Source organism: Kitasatospora humi, assembly GCF_020907985.1.
GTDB classification, from domain to species: Bacteria; Actinomycetota; Actinomycetes; order Streptomycetales; family Streptomycetaceae; genus Kitasatospora; species Kitasatospora humi.
In genome coordinates this window covers 65,428-79,513 of the sequence record NZ_JAJJPA010000020.1, presented here as the reverse complement: position 1 = coordinate 79,513, position 14,086 = coordinate 65,428, and the positions used below count along the sequence as shown (strand labels likewise).

Annotated in this window: 14 protein-coding genes; 8 read left to right on the top strand and 6 right to left on the bottom strand. The window is 70.8% G+C overall.

Annotated elements, in window-relative coordinates; translation table 11 throughout:
• Positions 1–20: 20 nt before the first annotated feature.
• Positions 21–1,841 (bottom strand): NHL domain-containing thioredoxin family protein, encoded by a 1,821-nt coding sequence (locus LN042_RS19990; protein WP_230052641.1) that lies wholly within the window; start codon positions 1,839–1,841, stop codon positions 21–23.
• 173 nt (positions 1,842–2,014) lie between these two features.
• Here LN042_RS19990 and LN042_RS19985 point away from each other — a divergent pair, with 173 nt between their 5' ends.
• A complete protein-coding gene (locus LN042_RS19985) occupies positions 2,015–2,677 on the top strand; it encodes a TRADD-N-associated membrane domain-containing protein (protein ID WP_230052640.1) in 663 nt (220 codons plus the stop codon).
• Between the two features lie 162 nt (positions 2,678–2,839).
• Positions 2,840–3,373: an NUDIX hydrolase gene (locus LN042_RS19980; protein WP_230052639.1), complete on the top strand. Its 534-nt coding sequence runs from the start codon at positions 2,840–2,842 to the stop codon at positions 3,371–3,373.
• 1 nt (position 3,374) lies between these two features.
• On the opposite strand, the gene LN042_RS19975 is transcribed toward LN042_RS19980, so the two are convergent.
• Positions 3,375–3,815, bottom strand: coding sequence for an NsdA family TPR-like regulatory protein (locus LN042_RS19975; protein ID WP_308191834.1), 441 nt, complete (start codon positions 3,813–3,815; stop codon positions 3,375–3,377).
• Positions 3,816–3,887: 72 nt separating this feature from the next.
• On the opposite strand from LN042_RS19975, the gene LN042_RS19970 reads away from it, so the two are divergent.
• Positions 3,888–4,310, top strand: a complete 423-nt coding sequence (locus LN042_RS19970; RefSeq protein WP_230052638.1) for a hypothetical protein — start codon at positions 3,888–3,890, stop codon at positions 4,308–4,310.
• A gap of 22 nt (positions 4,311–4,332) precedes the next feature.
• Here LN042_RS19970 and LN042_RS19965 read toward each other — a convergent pair whose 3' ends face one another.
• The gene (locus LN042_RS19965; protein ID WP_230052637.1) at positions 4,333–4,803 is read right to left on the bottom strand and encodes a hypothetical protein; all 471 of its coding nucleotides are present in this window, start codon (positions 4,801–4,803) and stop codon (positions 4,333–4,335) included.
• A gap of 901 nt (positions 4,804–5,704) precedes the next feature.
• On the opposite strand from LN042_RS19965, the gene LN042_RS19960 reads away from it, so the two are divergent.
• Positions 5,705–6,493: an aminoglycoside 3'-phosphotransferase gene (locus tag LN042_RS19960; protein ID WP_230052636.1), complete on the top strand. Its 789-nt coding sequence runs from the start codon at positions 5,705–5,707 to the stop codon at positions 6,491–6,493.
• Between the two features lie 79 nt (positions 6,494–6,572).
• Positions 6,573–7,058 (top strand): LURP-one-related/scramblase family protein, encoded by a 486-nt coding sequence (locus LN042_RS19955; protein WP_230052635.1) that lies wholly within the window; start codon positions 6,573–6,575, stop codon positions 7,056–7,058.
• 73 nt (positions 7,059–7,131) lie between these two features.
• On the opposite strand, the gene LN042_RS19950 is transcribed toward LN042_RS19955, so the two are convergent.
• Complete coding sequence (locus LN042_RS19950) at positions 7,132–7,728, bottom strand: GNAT family N-acetyltransferase (RefSeq protein WP_230052634.1); 597 nt, start codon at positions 7,726–7,728, stop codon at positions 7,132–7,134.
• A gap of 171 nt (positions 7,729–7,899) precedes the next feature.
• Complete coding sequence (locus LN042_RS19945) at positions 7,900–9,183, bottom strand: adenylosuccinate synthase (RefSeq protein ID WP_230052633.1); 1,284 nt, start codon at positions 9,181–9,183, stop codon at positions 7,900–7,902.
• Positions 9,184–9,309: 126 nt separating this feature from the next.
• Here LN042_RS19945 and LN042_RS19940 point away from each other — a divergent pair, with 126 nt between their 5' ends.
• The 3 genes from LN042_RS19940 to purM all read left to right on the top strand — a co-directional run bounded on the left by LN042_RS19940 (position 9,310) and on the right by purM (position 13,258).
• Positions 9,310–10,143: a diacylglycerol kinase catalytic domain-containing protein gene (locus tag LN042_RS19940; protein WP_230052632.1), complete on the top strand. Its 834-nt coding sequence runs from the start codon at positions 9,310–9,312 to the stop codon at positions 10,141–10,143.
• A gap of 383 nt (positions 10,144–10,526) precedes the next feature.
• Positions 10,527–12,107: an amidophosphoribosyltransferase gene (gene purF, locus LN042_RS19935; protein WP_230052631.1), complete on the top strand. Its 1,581-nt coding sequence runs from the start codon at positions 10,527–10,529 to the stop codon at positions 12,105–12,107.
• 74 nt (positions 12,108–12,181) lie between these two features.
• Entirely contained in the window at positions 12,182–13,258 is a 1,077-nt protein-coding gene (purM, locus tag LN042_RS19930) for a phosphoribosylformylglycinamidine cyclo-ligase (protein ID WP_230052630.1), read from the top strand.
• A 289-nt stretch (positions 13,259–13,547) separates the two neighbouring features.
• Here the strand turns inward: purM and LN042_RS19925 are convergent, their stop codons facing one another.
• Complete coding sequence (locus LN042_RS19925) at positions 13,548–13,796, bottom strand: DUF3073 domain-containing protein (protein WP_230052629.1); 249 nt, start codon at positions 13,794–13,796, stop codon at positions 13,548–13,550.
• Positions 13,797–14,086 lie beyond the last annotated feature (290 nt).

Genomic DNA, 14,086 nt, shown 5'->3' with positions numbered 1-14,086 from the left:
TTCCCCGCTCTTCCCTTCCGCTACTCCATCCCGGCCAGCACCAGGGGCAGCCGGACGGCACCGCCCGGGACCAGCTTCACCGGCACGCCCCAGTCCTGCTGGTGCACGTGGCAGGCCGGGTACTCGACCTCCGGGTCGTCGTCGCAGGAGGCGGCCATCGCGGAGACGTGCAGCACGCCCTCGGTCAGCTCCTCGGAGAGCACCAGCTTGCGGGAGAGCGCCGAGTCCGCGCCCGCGCCGGAGACCAGCAGCTCCGGCGGCGTGGCGCTGACCAGCAGCCGGGTGGACGGGCCGTAGCGCTCGTCCAGCTTCTGGCCGGTCGGCGCGGTGAAGACGACGTCGAGCCGGAGGGGTCCGGGGGCCACCTCGGTGGCGGCGCGCTGGGTCCGGTGCGCCACCGACTCCACCCGCACCGCCTCCTCGGGCAGCCGCAGCCGGGTCAGCCGGTGCCGGGCCGACTCCACCACCACGATGTCCTCGCCGACCAGCACCGCGCCGGAGGCCTCGCGCAGGTCGGTGGCCAGGGTGGTCACCTCGCCACTGGCCGGGTCGTAGCGGCGCAGCGCGTGGTTGTAGGTGTCGGAGATCGCCACCGAGCCGTCCGGGAGCACGGTGACGCCCAGCGGGTGCTGCAGCAGCGCCTGCTCGGCGGCGCCGTCCCGGTGGCCGAAGTCGAAGAGGCCGGTGCCGACCGCGCTGCGCACCCGCATGGTTTCACGTGAAACACAGCGGAGTGCCGAGGTCTCGCTGTCCGCCACCCAGAGCTCGGAACCGTCCGGGGAGACCGCCAAGCCGGACGGCTGGGCGAACCAGGCCTCGGCCACCGGGCCGTCCACCAGGCCCTCGTTGGTGGTGCCGGCCGCGACGGCGACCGTGCCGGCGGCCGGGTCGAACGCCCACAGCTGGTGCACCCCGGCCATCGCGATCCACACCCGGCCGTCGAAGAAGGCCACGTCCCACGGCGAGGAGAGGTCCACCCCGGTGGCCGGGCCGCTGGTCGGCGAGCCCTGCCACCACTGCCGACCGGTGCCCGCCAGCGTGGTCACCGAGCCGTCGGCCAGCCGCACTCCGCGCAGCGCGTGGTTCACCGTGTCGGCGACCACCACGTCGTAGCCCAGCTCCAGGCCCTCCGGCACCAGCGCCAGGCCCTGCGGCTCGCTGAACCGGGGCGCGCTGCCGTCGACCAGGCCGCGCTCGCCGTCGCCGATCCGGCGCACCACGGTCTCGCCGTCCGCGCCCAGCTCGACCAGCGAGTGGTGCCCCGCGTCGGCCACCAGGAAGCCGCCCCCGGGCAGCCGCACCGCCTTGCCGGGGAACTTCAGCGCCCCCGCCACGGGCTCCGGCGGCACGTACGGCCCGTCGCCGCGCCGCAGGGTGCCCTTGGCCGCGTGCTCCTCCTCCAGCTCCTCGACCAGCCGCTCGATCGCGTGCGCGTGCCCCTCACCGGCGTGCTGCGCGACCACGTATCCCTCGGGATCGATCACCACCAGCGTCGGCCAGGCCCGCACCGCGTACTGCTTCCAGGTCGCCAGCTCCGGATCGTCCAGCACCGGATGCGCCACCTCGTACCGCGCCACCGCGTCCACCACGGCCTGGTGGTCCGCCTCGTGCACGAACTTGGGCGAGTGCACCCCGACGATCACCACGGTGTCGCGGTGCTTCTCCTCCAGCTCGCGCAGCTCGTCGAGGACGTGCAGGCAGTTGATGCAGCAGAAGGTCCAGAAGTCTACAACGACGCACTTACCTCGTAGGTCCGCCAGAGTGAGGTCCTTGCCGCCGGTGTTGATCCATCCGCCCTTGCCGACCAGTTCGGGGGCGCGTACTCGAGCACGTGTAGCCATGTCCGCATTCAACCCCATCGGTTTGGGACTGCATTCCGGCCCTCGTGCTCGTCGCAGAACCACCCAGCTGTGGTGGCGACCCTTCGAAGCCGCCGTGCTGCGACCGGATCGGTGGCTAGGGTGTTGCTGATCGGGTAAGCGATGGGAACGCTCGGTTATTCGAGGGGGCCAACGTGTCAGATGACGAGGACGGCACTGGGGACGAGGCGCGCGTCACCGACCTCTCAGTGATCTTCAACAGCGGTGGAGACATTCGCGTCAACGGTACGAGTGGGACCGTCGTGCAATCAGGCGGAGTCCAGAACTTTTACCTCGACGCCCCTGCAGCGGAGGCCGTGCCGCCGGAGGCTGAGGATCCCCGGGAAGGCTTTCTCGCGGCCTTCAGACAGCAGGCACTCACTCAGGCTGGGAACACCTTCCGCCTGAGCATGTTCTTCGTGTCGGCGGGGTCGGTCATCTTGCTTTGCGGCGCAGCTCTGGTCCTGCTTCGCCACGGCTCAGCGGCCGGTAGCACAGCAGGGCTGATGACGGGCCTGAGCGGTGTGCTGATCAGCACGTGCGGTGGCGCCTTCGCTCTGCACGCCAACCGGGCTCGCAAACATCTGACCGAGCAAGCGGATCGTGTCAGTGAGGAACTGCGCTCGGATCACACCCTTGATCAGGCGCTCACCCTGATTGATCGGATCGAAGATCCGGTCTTGAGGGACCGGCTCAGATCCATTACGGCTATGCGGGCCCTCGGGCTGGCCCCGACACCGGAGGACGCGGCGAACCGAGTGCTCCCGGCTCATGGCATCAAGACGCCCGAGATCGAGCCAAAGCCACCCACAACGTGAGTCGGCGGTACGTGGTGCCCTGCGCAGACTTGCATCTGGCTGCTCTGACCAGAGGGTCATTGATCGCCGGAGTATTCGTCACCTTGACGCAAATTCGCTGGAACCGGTCCGCTGGCTGCTCGGGTCTGACATGCTGAAGGTCCGTCGAGAGGGGCCGCAGCGATGCAGTGGAAGATCCACGGGGAACGACCGATCTACGAGAACCCCTGGGTGAACGTGTGGTTGGTTGATGTCGAGCAGCCGGACGGGCATCGCTGGGAGCACCACGTGCTCAAGCTGCGGCACCTGGCGGTTTCGGCGGTGGTGAACGACCAGAAGCAGGTGCTGATGATGTGGCGGCACCGGTTCATCACCGACTCGTGGGCGTGGGAGTTGCCCATGGGTCTGATCGAGGCGGACGAGTCGCCGGCCGAGGCCGCTGCTCGTGAGGTGCTGGAGGAGACCGGCTGGCGGGTCGGGGAGGTCAAGCCGCTGATCTACGCCCAGCCGGCGAACGGGATCACCGACTCGGAGCATTTCGTCTTTCGGGCCGACGCCGTGGAGTACGCAGGGCCGCCGACTGAGCGCAATGAGTCGGACCGGATCGAGTGGATCCCGCTCTCCGAGCTGCGCGGCATGATCGACCGCCGGGAGATCGTCAGCAGCGGCTCACTGGTCGGCGTGCTGTACCTGCTGCTCGATGAGGCCGGCTTGTAGGTCAGGTGCGCAGCTCCTGGATGCGAGCCGACAGTTCGGCAGCCGACTGGGTGCTGCGGTACGGCTTCAGTAGATGGCGGAATTCCCGAAGGTGCGCGACCACGCGCGGGGAGCCCACTTCGATTGCCAAGCCGAGGGCGTCGCCAGCCGTGCTGCACGCCAACTCGACTTCACCGCGTTGGAGCTGGGTGCGGGCCAGCCAGTATGAGTGGAACGCCCGTCCTCGCTGGTTCGCGCTCGCTTCGGCCCGTAGGGCCTCCTCGATGAGTGGTTCGGCGGCTGCGGCGTCGCCGAGCTGGCCCAGTGCGTTGCCCGTATCGACGGTGAGCTTCGTCCGGTCGAAGTACTGGACTGGGTCACGGACGGGTTCGGCTACGGGGTCGACCTTCTCGACTTCGTGACCCACCCGGTGATCTCGCCCCATCGCCCTGACCTGGACCACGACCCTGGGCTCCCCGGCGAGTGGTGGAGCACCCTGCGCCGCGCACTCGCCCGCCTCGGGCAGGCGCAGGGCGTGCGGATCACGGTGCGGGACGGCTGGTTCGAGAAGGCGTTCCCGCAGTTCCTCGGCATCCCGGCGCCTGAGGAGATCGAGCGCGTTACCGGCCACGGCGATCTGCACTGGGGGAACCTGACCGCGCCGCTGGTGATCCTGGACTGGGAGCGCTGGGGCTTGGTCCCCGTCGGTTACGACCCCGGCATCCTGTATGTGAACAGCCTCCTCGTCCCCGAGGTGGCCGCCCGCATCCGTACCGAGTTCGCCGATGTCCTCGACACCCCCGCAGGACGGATCGGCGAGCTTGCCGCCCTCGCGGAAATGCTGCAAGCCGTCGCGCGCGGCTACTACCCCGAACTGGCACACATGCTGGTTGCGCGAGCTGCTGAACTCACCGGAGTCCAACCCCCCATCCCGGTCAGCTCGGAGATCCCTGCCTGACAAGATGAGACCTGGCCTTACGTCACGAGAGCCCCGCATCAACCGGTGCCGGGGTGCTCGGCGCTTCCAGGCAGACCATCCGAATCCGGCCCTCCAATTCAGCTTCGTTGAGCATCTCGACAGCACTGACGTGGGGCTTCTGGAAGGCGCGCATAACCAGCGGTCCTAGTCGGACCGGCCCCTTCAACCGGCCGCCGACCAGGACATGACGGTCCGCTGCCGGGGCCTCCGGCTGGGTTTCCCACCGTGCGCCGTGCAGCTTGATGATGGTTTCGGCCAGCAGGGACATCACCCCAGCCATGGCGGGACGGATCTCGTCCTCAGTGAAGTCACGGGTGTCGATCTCACTGAGTTGGTCGTCAAGCCAGACCAGCGCCTGTGCCGGATCCGTGTCGAGGAGGTCCGGATCGCCGTGCCACATCTCCATCAGCTCCCGCGCCTCGCGAGTCATGGTCGCGGCCCACTCGTCGTTTGCAGTGCTTGCTGTGTCCACCCGGTGCTCCGCTCTCGTGCTCTGCTGCGGAGACGATCTCACGGCACCCGGAGCGCAGGTCAGGGTGGTGACACCCCGGCACAGAGCCCGGCTGTGGAAGCATGCCGCGCGGGTTCACGGCATGGGAGGAAGACAGTGGCCGTTGGTGGGGATGAGACCGCTGCGGGGTCCGGGCGCACGGAGGACGGGCAGCAGGTGCTGCTGCGGTGTCTGGCGGCGCTGGTCGAGATCGTCGGACTGGACGTTGCTCCGGCCGAGCCGGGTGAGGAGTGGCGGTGGGGACGCCGGGTGGGGGCGGCGCTGCGGACGGCGTCCAGGAAGGGTGGGTTGCTGCTGCCCGGGGCGTCCTTCGACGTGCTCATGAAGACGGCTGTCCATGAGCCGGACCCGAGCTTCAACCGGTGGTTCATGGAACCCACCCTGAACGCGTTCGGCCGCAGGCGTGTCCGGAGCACCCTGCTCGACTACTTGCGGACGGGTACCGATCTGGAGCGGGCCGGGGCGGCGCGGGCCTGGTACTGGTCGGCCCTGCCGCTTCGGCTCCCCGAGGTCAGGGCGGCGGAAGAAGGAGTCGGATGCCAGAAGGAGGAGGACGACAGGTCGGTCCTGACGAGTGAGTGGTACGAGGCTGCGCTCCGCGAGTTCGTGAGCAGCCAACACGTCAGCGTTCAGACGAGCATCATCCCCGGGCTGCCGCTCCAGAAGTCTTACTACCCGCCTGAGCTGCATGACTTGGTGGATACTGCGCTGGCGATGGCCCGGTCGCATCCGCACGACTACATCCGCCACCGGGTGGCGCCCCCATCGCCGGTCCGTGACTCGCGCACAGGCCTCCGGCCGCGGCCTCCGGCCCCCGAAATGCCGTTGACCCGGGCTCGGGCGGGGGCGCGAGAATGCCGGGATGATTGCCGAAGTGCCACAGGGGCGGGTTGAAGTGCCGCCGATCGTCGTCGAGTTGGCGGGTGGGCAGCCGGTGCGGGCGGTGTGGCGCAACGGGCTCGGGGGGTTGACGTTCCGGGCTGGGCCGCGGTTCGTGAAGTGGGCGCCGGCGGGGAGCGGGCTGGACCTGGGGGCGGAGGCGGTGCGGTTGCGGTGGGCGGCGCGGTTCGCCGTGGTGCCGCGGGTGCTGGACCAGGGGGCGGACGGGAGCGGGTCGTGGCTGGTCACCGCCGGGCTGCCCGGCACGATGGCGGTGGCAGACCGCTGGAAGCAGGATCCCGCCACGGCGGTGCGCGCGATCGGGGCGGGGTTGCGCCGACTGCATGAGGAACTGCCGGTGGCGGACTGTCCGTTCGAGTGGTCCGCCGAGGGGCGGGTGGCGCGGGCGCGGGCCAACGCGGCGGCGGGCCGACTGGATCCGGCGGAGTTCCATCCGGACCACCGGCCGTTCGGCACGGTCGGGGACGCGTTGGCAGCACTGGGCGAACGGCCGCCGATCGACCGGCTGGTGGTCTGCCACGGTGACGCCTGCGCCCCCAACACCCTGATCGGCGACGACGGCCACTGCACCGGCCACGTGGACTTCGGCGCGCTGGGCGTGGCCGACGGCTGGGCCGACCTCGCCGTCGCCACCTGGAGCACCACCTGGAACTACGGTCCGGGTTGGGAGGAACCGCTGCTGGAGGGGTACGGAGTCGAGCCGGACGAGGAGCGGATCCGCTACTACCGGCTGCTCTGGGAACTCTCGTAGTCCGTGTCGCAGTCCGGCGCCGGCCCGCGGTGATGGTAGTCCGGGAGGGGACAGGTACCCACGGCAGCGGAGGCACGGGATGAAGTACCGGGTCAGGGAGCGGCTCTTCTCGATCGGGGAGGACTTCTGGATCGAGGACGAGCACGGCACCAAGGCGTTCCTGGTGGACGGCAAGGTGCTGCGGGTGCGGGAGACCTTCGAGCTGAAGGACGCCGGTGGCCGGGTGGTCGCGGTGATCAAGCACAAGGCGGTGTCGATCCGGGAGGCCATGAAGATCGAGGACCACCGCGGCGAGGTGATCGCCACGGTGCGCAGGAAGCTCTTCACCCCGTTCCGCGACAAGTTCCACGTGGAGCTGCGCGACGGCGGCGAGTTGGAGATCCACGGCAACCTGATCGACAAGGACTACCGGATCGAGTCGCACGGCGACCGGATCGCCGAGGTCTCCCGCAAGTGGTTCCGGCTGCACGAGAGTTACGGCGTCTGGATCGCCGACGGCGCGGACGCCGGCCTGCTGCTGGCGATCGCGGTGTGCGTCGACCACCTGGTGGCGGAGGACGCTTGACGCCGGCTCGGCTCGGCGACGCGGGGGTGCCGACCCGGTCGGCACCCCCGCGCGCACCAGCGGCGCACATTGATCACACGCGGCCGAGCAGCGCCTCGGTCAGCCGCTGCTTCGCGGCGGGCCATTCGTCGGCGAGCATCGAGAAGTAGACGCTGTCCCGCCAGCTGCCGTCCGGGCGGCGGCGGGCGCGGCGGAAGGTGCCCTCGTACTGGGCGCCGAGGCGGCGGATGGCGTTCTGGGAGCGCTCGTTGAGGTGGTCGGTCTTCCACATCACCCGGCCCATGCCGAGGTCCTCGAAGGCGTGGGTGAGGAGCAGCAGCTTGGCCTCGGTGTTGACGGCCGTGCGCCAGACCGCGCGGGCGTACCAGGTGCCGCCGATCTCCACCCACTCGTCCACCGGGTTGGCGTCGTAGTAGCTGCTGACGCCGACCGCCCGGCCGGTGTCGGCGGCGATGACGGCGAAGGGCTCGCAGCCGGGGTTCTTCAGGTAGCTCTCGACGACCTCGTCCATGGCCGCCTCGGTCTGCGGGGCGGGCCAGGACAGCCAGCGGAACACCTCCTCGTCACTGCCGGCGGCGGCGAAGAGGGCGGCGGCGTGGTCGCGGCGCAGCGGCTCCAACCGGATGTGCCGGCCGGCGAGGGTGACGGGGGCGGGGGTCTTCGCGGTCATGATCGAGACGGTACTGGGCGGTTGAACTAGATGCAATAGCCATATGCACTAGTGCAATGCGGGATGGACAAGCGAAAGCCCCTGGCGAGCGGTCGCTCTGCCAGGGGCATCGACTGGGGGCTACGGGGAGGGACTGCGGTACGGAGCCGGGGCTACCGGCCCGAGCCGGGGCTAGAGGAAGGAGTTGATCTCGATCGTCTCGGTCCGGCCGGGGCCGACGCCGATCGCGGAGATCGGCGCGCCCGACATCTCCTCCAGCGCCTTCACATAGGCCTGGGCGTTCTTCGGCAGGTCGCCGAAGGCGCGGGCCCCGCTGATGTCCTCGCTCCAGCCGGGCAGGTACTCGTAGACCGGCTTGGCGTGGTGGAAGTCGGTCTGGCTGTACGGCAGTTCCTCGACCCGACGGCCGTCGATCTCGTAGGCCACGCAGACCGGGATCTGCTCCCAGCCGGTCAGCACGTCGAGCTTGGTGAGGAAGAAGTCGGTCAGGCCGTTGACCCGGGTCGCGTAGCGCGCGATCACCGCGTCGAACCAGCCGCAGCGGCGGTCGCGGCCGGTGGTGACACCGCGCTCGCCGCCGATCCGGCGCAGCGCCTCGCCGTCCTCGTCCAGCAGCTCGGTCGGGAACGGTCCGGAGCCGACCCGGGTGGTGTAGGCCTTCAGGATGCCGATCACCCGGTCGATCTTGGTGGGACCGATGCCGGCGCCGGTGCAGGCGCCGCCGGAGGTCGGGTTCGAGGAGGTGACGAAGGGGTAGGTCCCGTGGTCGACGTCCAGCAGCGTGCCCTGGCCGCCCTCCAGCAGGACCACCTTGTCCGCCTTCAGCGCCTCGTCCAGCACCAGGGTGGTGTCGGCCAGGAACGGACGGATCTTCTCGGCGTAGCCCAGGTACTCCTGGACCACCAGGTCGGCCGGCATGGCGCGGCGGTTGTACAGCTTGACCAGGATCTGGTTCTTGTGGTCCAGCGCGGCTTCGACCTTCTGGCGCAGGATCGACTCGTCGAAGAGGTCCTGCACCCGGATGCCGATCCGGTTGATCTTGTCCGCGTAGGCCGGTCCGATGCCGCGGCCGGTGGTGCCGATCTTGCGCTTGCCGAGGAACCGCTCGGTCACCTTGTCCAGGGTCCGGTGGTACGGCGTGATCAGGTGGGCGTTGCCCGAGATCAGCAGCTTGGAGGTGTCGATGCCGCGGGCGTTCAGGCCCTCCAGCTCGGAGAGCAGTACGGCCGGGTCGATCACCACGCCGTTGCCGATGACCGGCACGACGTTCGGGCTCAGGATGCCGGAAGGCAGTAGGTGCAGCGCGTACTTCTGGTCGCCGATGACCACCGTGTGACCGGCGTTGTTGCCGCCCTGGTAGCGGACGACGTAGTCGACGGAGCCGCCGAGGAGGTCCGTGGCCTTCCCCTTGCCCTCGTCTCCCCACTGGGCACCAACGAGCACGAGTGCCGGCACAGGCGTACACCCCTTCCGGTTGGGGCATCCTGCGTAGGCCGCAGTCTGCCCCGAGATAGACGAAGCCCCTGGCGCAATAGCGCAAGGGGCTCTTGCACCGAGAGATTACCTGAGGAAGGACCGGTCGTGTCGTCCCAGTCCACGCCCGCCCCCCAGCCCTCCGACGCCGCCGGACCGCCCGGCACCGCACCGCTGCTGGTGCTGCTCGACCCGGCGGCCAAGGCGGCCGACGGCGAAGCGGTGCGGATCGCCCGGGACGTGCTGAGCGGCGGGGCGGACGTGAAGGTGGCGCTGCCGGAGAACGCGACCGAGCTGGACCGGGTGCTCGCCCACCGCGGGCGGCGCCGGCCGGTGGTGGTCGGCTCCGACCTGGCGCTCCAGCGGGTGGTCCAGGCGCTGCACCGGCACGGGGAGTTGGCGGCGGGGCCGGTCGCCGTGGTGCCGGTGGGGGGCGGGCGCGAAGTCGCGCTGGCCCGCTCGCTCGGGGTGCCGGTGGAGCCGGTGGCGGCGGCCCGCGCGGTGCTCGCTGGGGTGCCGCGGCAGCTCGGCCTGCTGCTGGACGACGGCGACGGGGTGGTGCTCGGCGAGGTGCGGATTCCCGGGCGGCGACAGGTCCGTCCGGGTGGTTGGCGTTCGCTCTGGGCGAAACTGATTGCGGCTGAGCAGGTGGCCCAGGCGGGGGAGCAGCTGCGGATCGAGGCGGACGGCCGCGAGCTCGGCGGAGCCGGCCGCCCGCCGCGACTGGTCGCGCTGCGGCTGCCGGCGGGGGCCGAGGCGGCGGAGGTGGTGGTGCGCGCCGCCGGGGCGCGCCGCACCCTGCTGCGGGTGCGGGCGTCGCGGATCACGGTGGCGGGCCCCGACTTCGGCTACGAGGCGGACGGCTGCCCGGCGGGCCCGGTGCCGGCCCGCACCTGGACCGCGCACCCGGCCGCCTGGCACCTGGTGCTGCCCACGGGCTGACCGCCGGGCGTGCCGCCCGCCCGCTGTGCCGACCGCCCGCCCGCTGTGCCGACCGCCCGCCGTGCCGCAACCCCCTGTGCCGACTGCCCGCCGTGCCGCGACCCGTTGTGCCGCCCGCCCGGCGTGCCGCAACCCCCTGTGCCGACTGCCCGCCGTGCCGCGACCCGTTGTGCCGCCCGCCCGGCGTGCCGCAACCCGTTGTGCCGCCCGCCCGCGTGCCGCGGCCCGACGTGAGCGAGGTCACCGTGAACACCCCGGTCCGCGCCCTGCCTGCCCTAGCGCTGTGGTAAGGGGTTCGGTCTACGCGCGTCGTGCGTCAAAGGGCCAGTTCCAGGCCGCTCCCGGCGGCCGACACCGGGGTCTGCTGCCCTAGACTCGAAGGCGTGCCACGTGGTGACGGAAGACTCAACCACGATCTCCTTCCCGGCGAGAAAGGCCCTCAGGACGCTTGCGGCGTCTTCGGGGTCTGGGCTCCCGGCGAGGAGGTCGCCAAGCTCACGTACTTCGGCCTCTATGCCCTGCAGCACCGCGGACAGGAATCCGCGGGCATCGCAGTGAGCAATGGCTCCCAGATTCTCGTCTTCAAGGACATGGGCCTGGTGTCCCAGGTCTTCGACGAGGCCTCCCTGGGGTCGTTGCACGGTCATATCGCCGTCGGACATGCCCGCTACTCGACCACCGGGTCCTCGGTCTGGGAGAACGCCCAGCCGACCTTCCGGGCGACCGCGCACGGTTCGCTGGCGCTCGGTCACAACGGAAACCTGGTCAACACCGCCGAACTCGCGGCGATGGTCGCCGAGCTGCCCGGCGAGGAGCACGTCTCCCGGTCCGGCCGCACCGCCGCGACCAACGACACCGACCTGCTCACGGCCCTGCTGGCCGGCCACCCCGACCTGTCCATCGAGGAGACCGCCCGCACGATCCTCCCCGAGGTCCGCGGCGCCTTCTCGCTGGTCTTCATGGACGAGCACACGCTCTACGCGGCCCGCGACCCGCAGGGCATCCGCCCGCTGGTGCTCGGCCGGCTGGAGCGCGGCTGGGTGGTCGCGTCCGAGACCTCGGCCCTGGACATCGTCGGCGCCTCCTTCATCCGCGAGGTGGAGCCGGGCGAGCTGATCGCCGTCGACGAGAACGGCCTGCGCACCTCCCGGTTCGCCGAGGCCAAGCCCAAGGGCTGCGTCTTCGAGTACGTCTACCTGGCCCGCCCCGACACCTCGATCGCCGGGCGCAACGTCTACCTCTCCCGGGTGGAGATGGGCCGCAGGCTGGCTGCCGAGGCGCCCGTCGAGGCCGACCTGGTGATAGCCACCCCCGAGTCCGGCACCCCCGCCGCGATCGGTTACGCGGAGGCCAGCGGCATCCCGTTCGGCGCCGGCCTGGTGAAGAACGCCTACGTCGGCCGCACCTTCATCCAGCCCAGCCAGACCATCCGCCAGCTCGGCATCCGGCTCAAGCTCAACCCGCTGCGCGAGGTGATCGCCGGCAAGCGGCTGGTCGTGGTCGACGACTCGATCGTCCGCGGCAACACCCAGCGCGCCCTGGTGCGGATGCTGCGCGAGGCCGGTGCGGCCGAGGTGCACATCCGGATCTCCTCGCCGCCGGTGAAGTGGCCGTGCTTCTTCGGCATCGACTTCGCCACCCGGGCCGAGCTGATCGCCAACGGGATGTCGGTCGAGGAGATCGGCCGCACCCTGGGCGCCGACTCGCTCGCCTACATCTCGATCGACGGCATGATCGAGGCCACCAAGCAGCCCAAGGACAAGCTCTGCCGGGCCTGCTTCGACGGCGAGTACCCGATGGAGCTGCCGGACCCGGCGCTGCTCGGCAAGCTGCTGCTGGAAGCGGAGATCGCCGGCAGCCAGCAGCCGCCCGCCACCCGGGGCAAGCCGACCGGCTCCGACCTGGACGGCGTGCAGTCCCTGCTCGGCGGCCACGGCGCGGCAGACGCGCTGCGCCGCCCGTAACACCCAGGCGGGGCCCCGACCGGGGCCCCGCCGCCGTTGGCAACCCCCACTTGACCCGAAAGGGCCACACCGCAGTGACCAGCAGCAACGAGAGCGGCGCCACCTACGCCGCCGCCGGCGTCGACATCGAGGCGGGCGACCGCGCCGTCGAGCTCATGAAGCAGTGGGTGAAGAAGACCAACCGCCCCGAGGTGGTCGGCGGTCTCGGCGGGTTCGCCGGCCTCTTCGACATCTCCGCCCTCAAGCGCTACGAGCGCCCGCTGCTGGCCTCCGCCACCGACGGGGTCGGCACCAAGGTGGCGCTGGCCGCCGCCATGGACAAGCACGACACCATCGGCCACGACCTGGTCGGCATGGTCGTCGACGACCTGGTGGTCTGCGGCGCCGAGCCGCTCTTCATGACCGACTACATCTGCGTCGGCAAGGTGCACCCCGAGCGGGTCGCCCAGATCGTCAAGGGCATCGCCGAGGGCTGCGTGCTGGCCGGCTGTGCGCTGGTCGGCGGCGAGACCGCCGAGCACCCGGGCCTGCTCGGCCCGGACGAGTACGACGTGGCCGGCGCCGGCACCGGCGTGGTCGAGGCCGACCAGCTGCTGGGCGCCGACCGGGTCCGGGCCGGCGACGTGGTGATCGCGATGGCCGCCTCCGGCCTGCACTCCAACGGCTACTCGCTGGTCCGCCACGTGCTGCTGAACCAGGCCGGCTGGGCGCTCGACCGTGAGGTGCCGGAGTTCGGCCGCACCCTCGGCGAGGAGCTGCTGGAGCCCACCCGGATCTACTCGCTGGACTGCCTGGCGCTCACCCGGGCCACCGAGGTCCACGCCTTCTCGCACGTCACCGGCGGTGGCCTGGCCGCCAACCTGGCCCGGGTGATCCCGGACCACCTGCACGCCCGGCTGGACCGCGGCACCTGGACCCCGCTGCCGGTCTTCCAGACCGTCGCCGAGGTCGGCCGGATGCAGACCCCGGAGATCGAGAAGACCCTCAACATGGGCATCGGCATGGTGGCCGTGGTGCCGCCGCAGTCGGTCGACGTGGTGCTGTCGATCCTGGAGGACCGCGGCGTCGAGGCCTGGCTGCTCGGTGACATCGTGGACCGCGGGGCCGAGCACCACGAGGGTGCCGCGCTCTACGGCGACTACGCGAAGTGAGCGACTGCGGGAAGTGAGCGGCGCGGACTGCGCCGGCCGGTCGGACGGGTCCCTTCGGGGGCCCGTCCGCCGTTTCGGGGCCGGGTGGAGCCCGGGTGGTGCCGGGGTGGAGCCGCGGTCGACGTGCATGGCGCCCGGGGGTGCGGTGTGGTGCCCCGGTGGTGCGGTGTGGTGCCCCGGGTGCTGCTGCCCGGCTGCTGCTGCCGGGTCCTGGTGCCGCGTGCTGTGTGCCCGGGCACGCCGAAAACCGGCCCGGCGCTCAGGCGCTCGGACCGGTCAGGGCGTTGATTCAGGCGCGGCGGCGGGACGGGTGGTGGCCGGCTTCGGCCTCGTCCTCGTCCTCGTCGTCGTTGTAGTAGTCCGCGTACGCGGCGTAGGGGTCGTCGTCCTCGTCGTCGTCAACCGGCTCAGGGTTGACCGGACGAACGGGTGTAACGCCCAGCTCGCTGGACAGACGGTTAGCGTCGAAGCCGCCGCTGTTGTACTTCAGCTCGCGGGCGACCTTCGTCTGCTTGGCCTTGGCCCGGCCGCGCCCCATGGGTCGACCCCCTCAACGATGGGGCTCACGGCCCCGAGTCTGACACGTGTTCATGATCGGGAACGGCTTGCCCGAATCGGGAAACCGTCCCTTGGAGCATCAACGGTACCTGTTTCCGCCCTCGGACGGTACGTCGTCAGTGTGACGTGGCGCGCACTGTCGCTCCCCGGGACCAGGACGCTCCCGGTCGGACGGGGAATTCCGGGCCATCCCGAGGGTCCCGGCGGGCGGATCGGGTCAGTTGTTCCGGCACCGATTATCCCCCGACGGAGGCCTCGACGGCGCCCGAT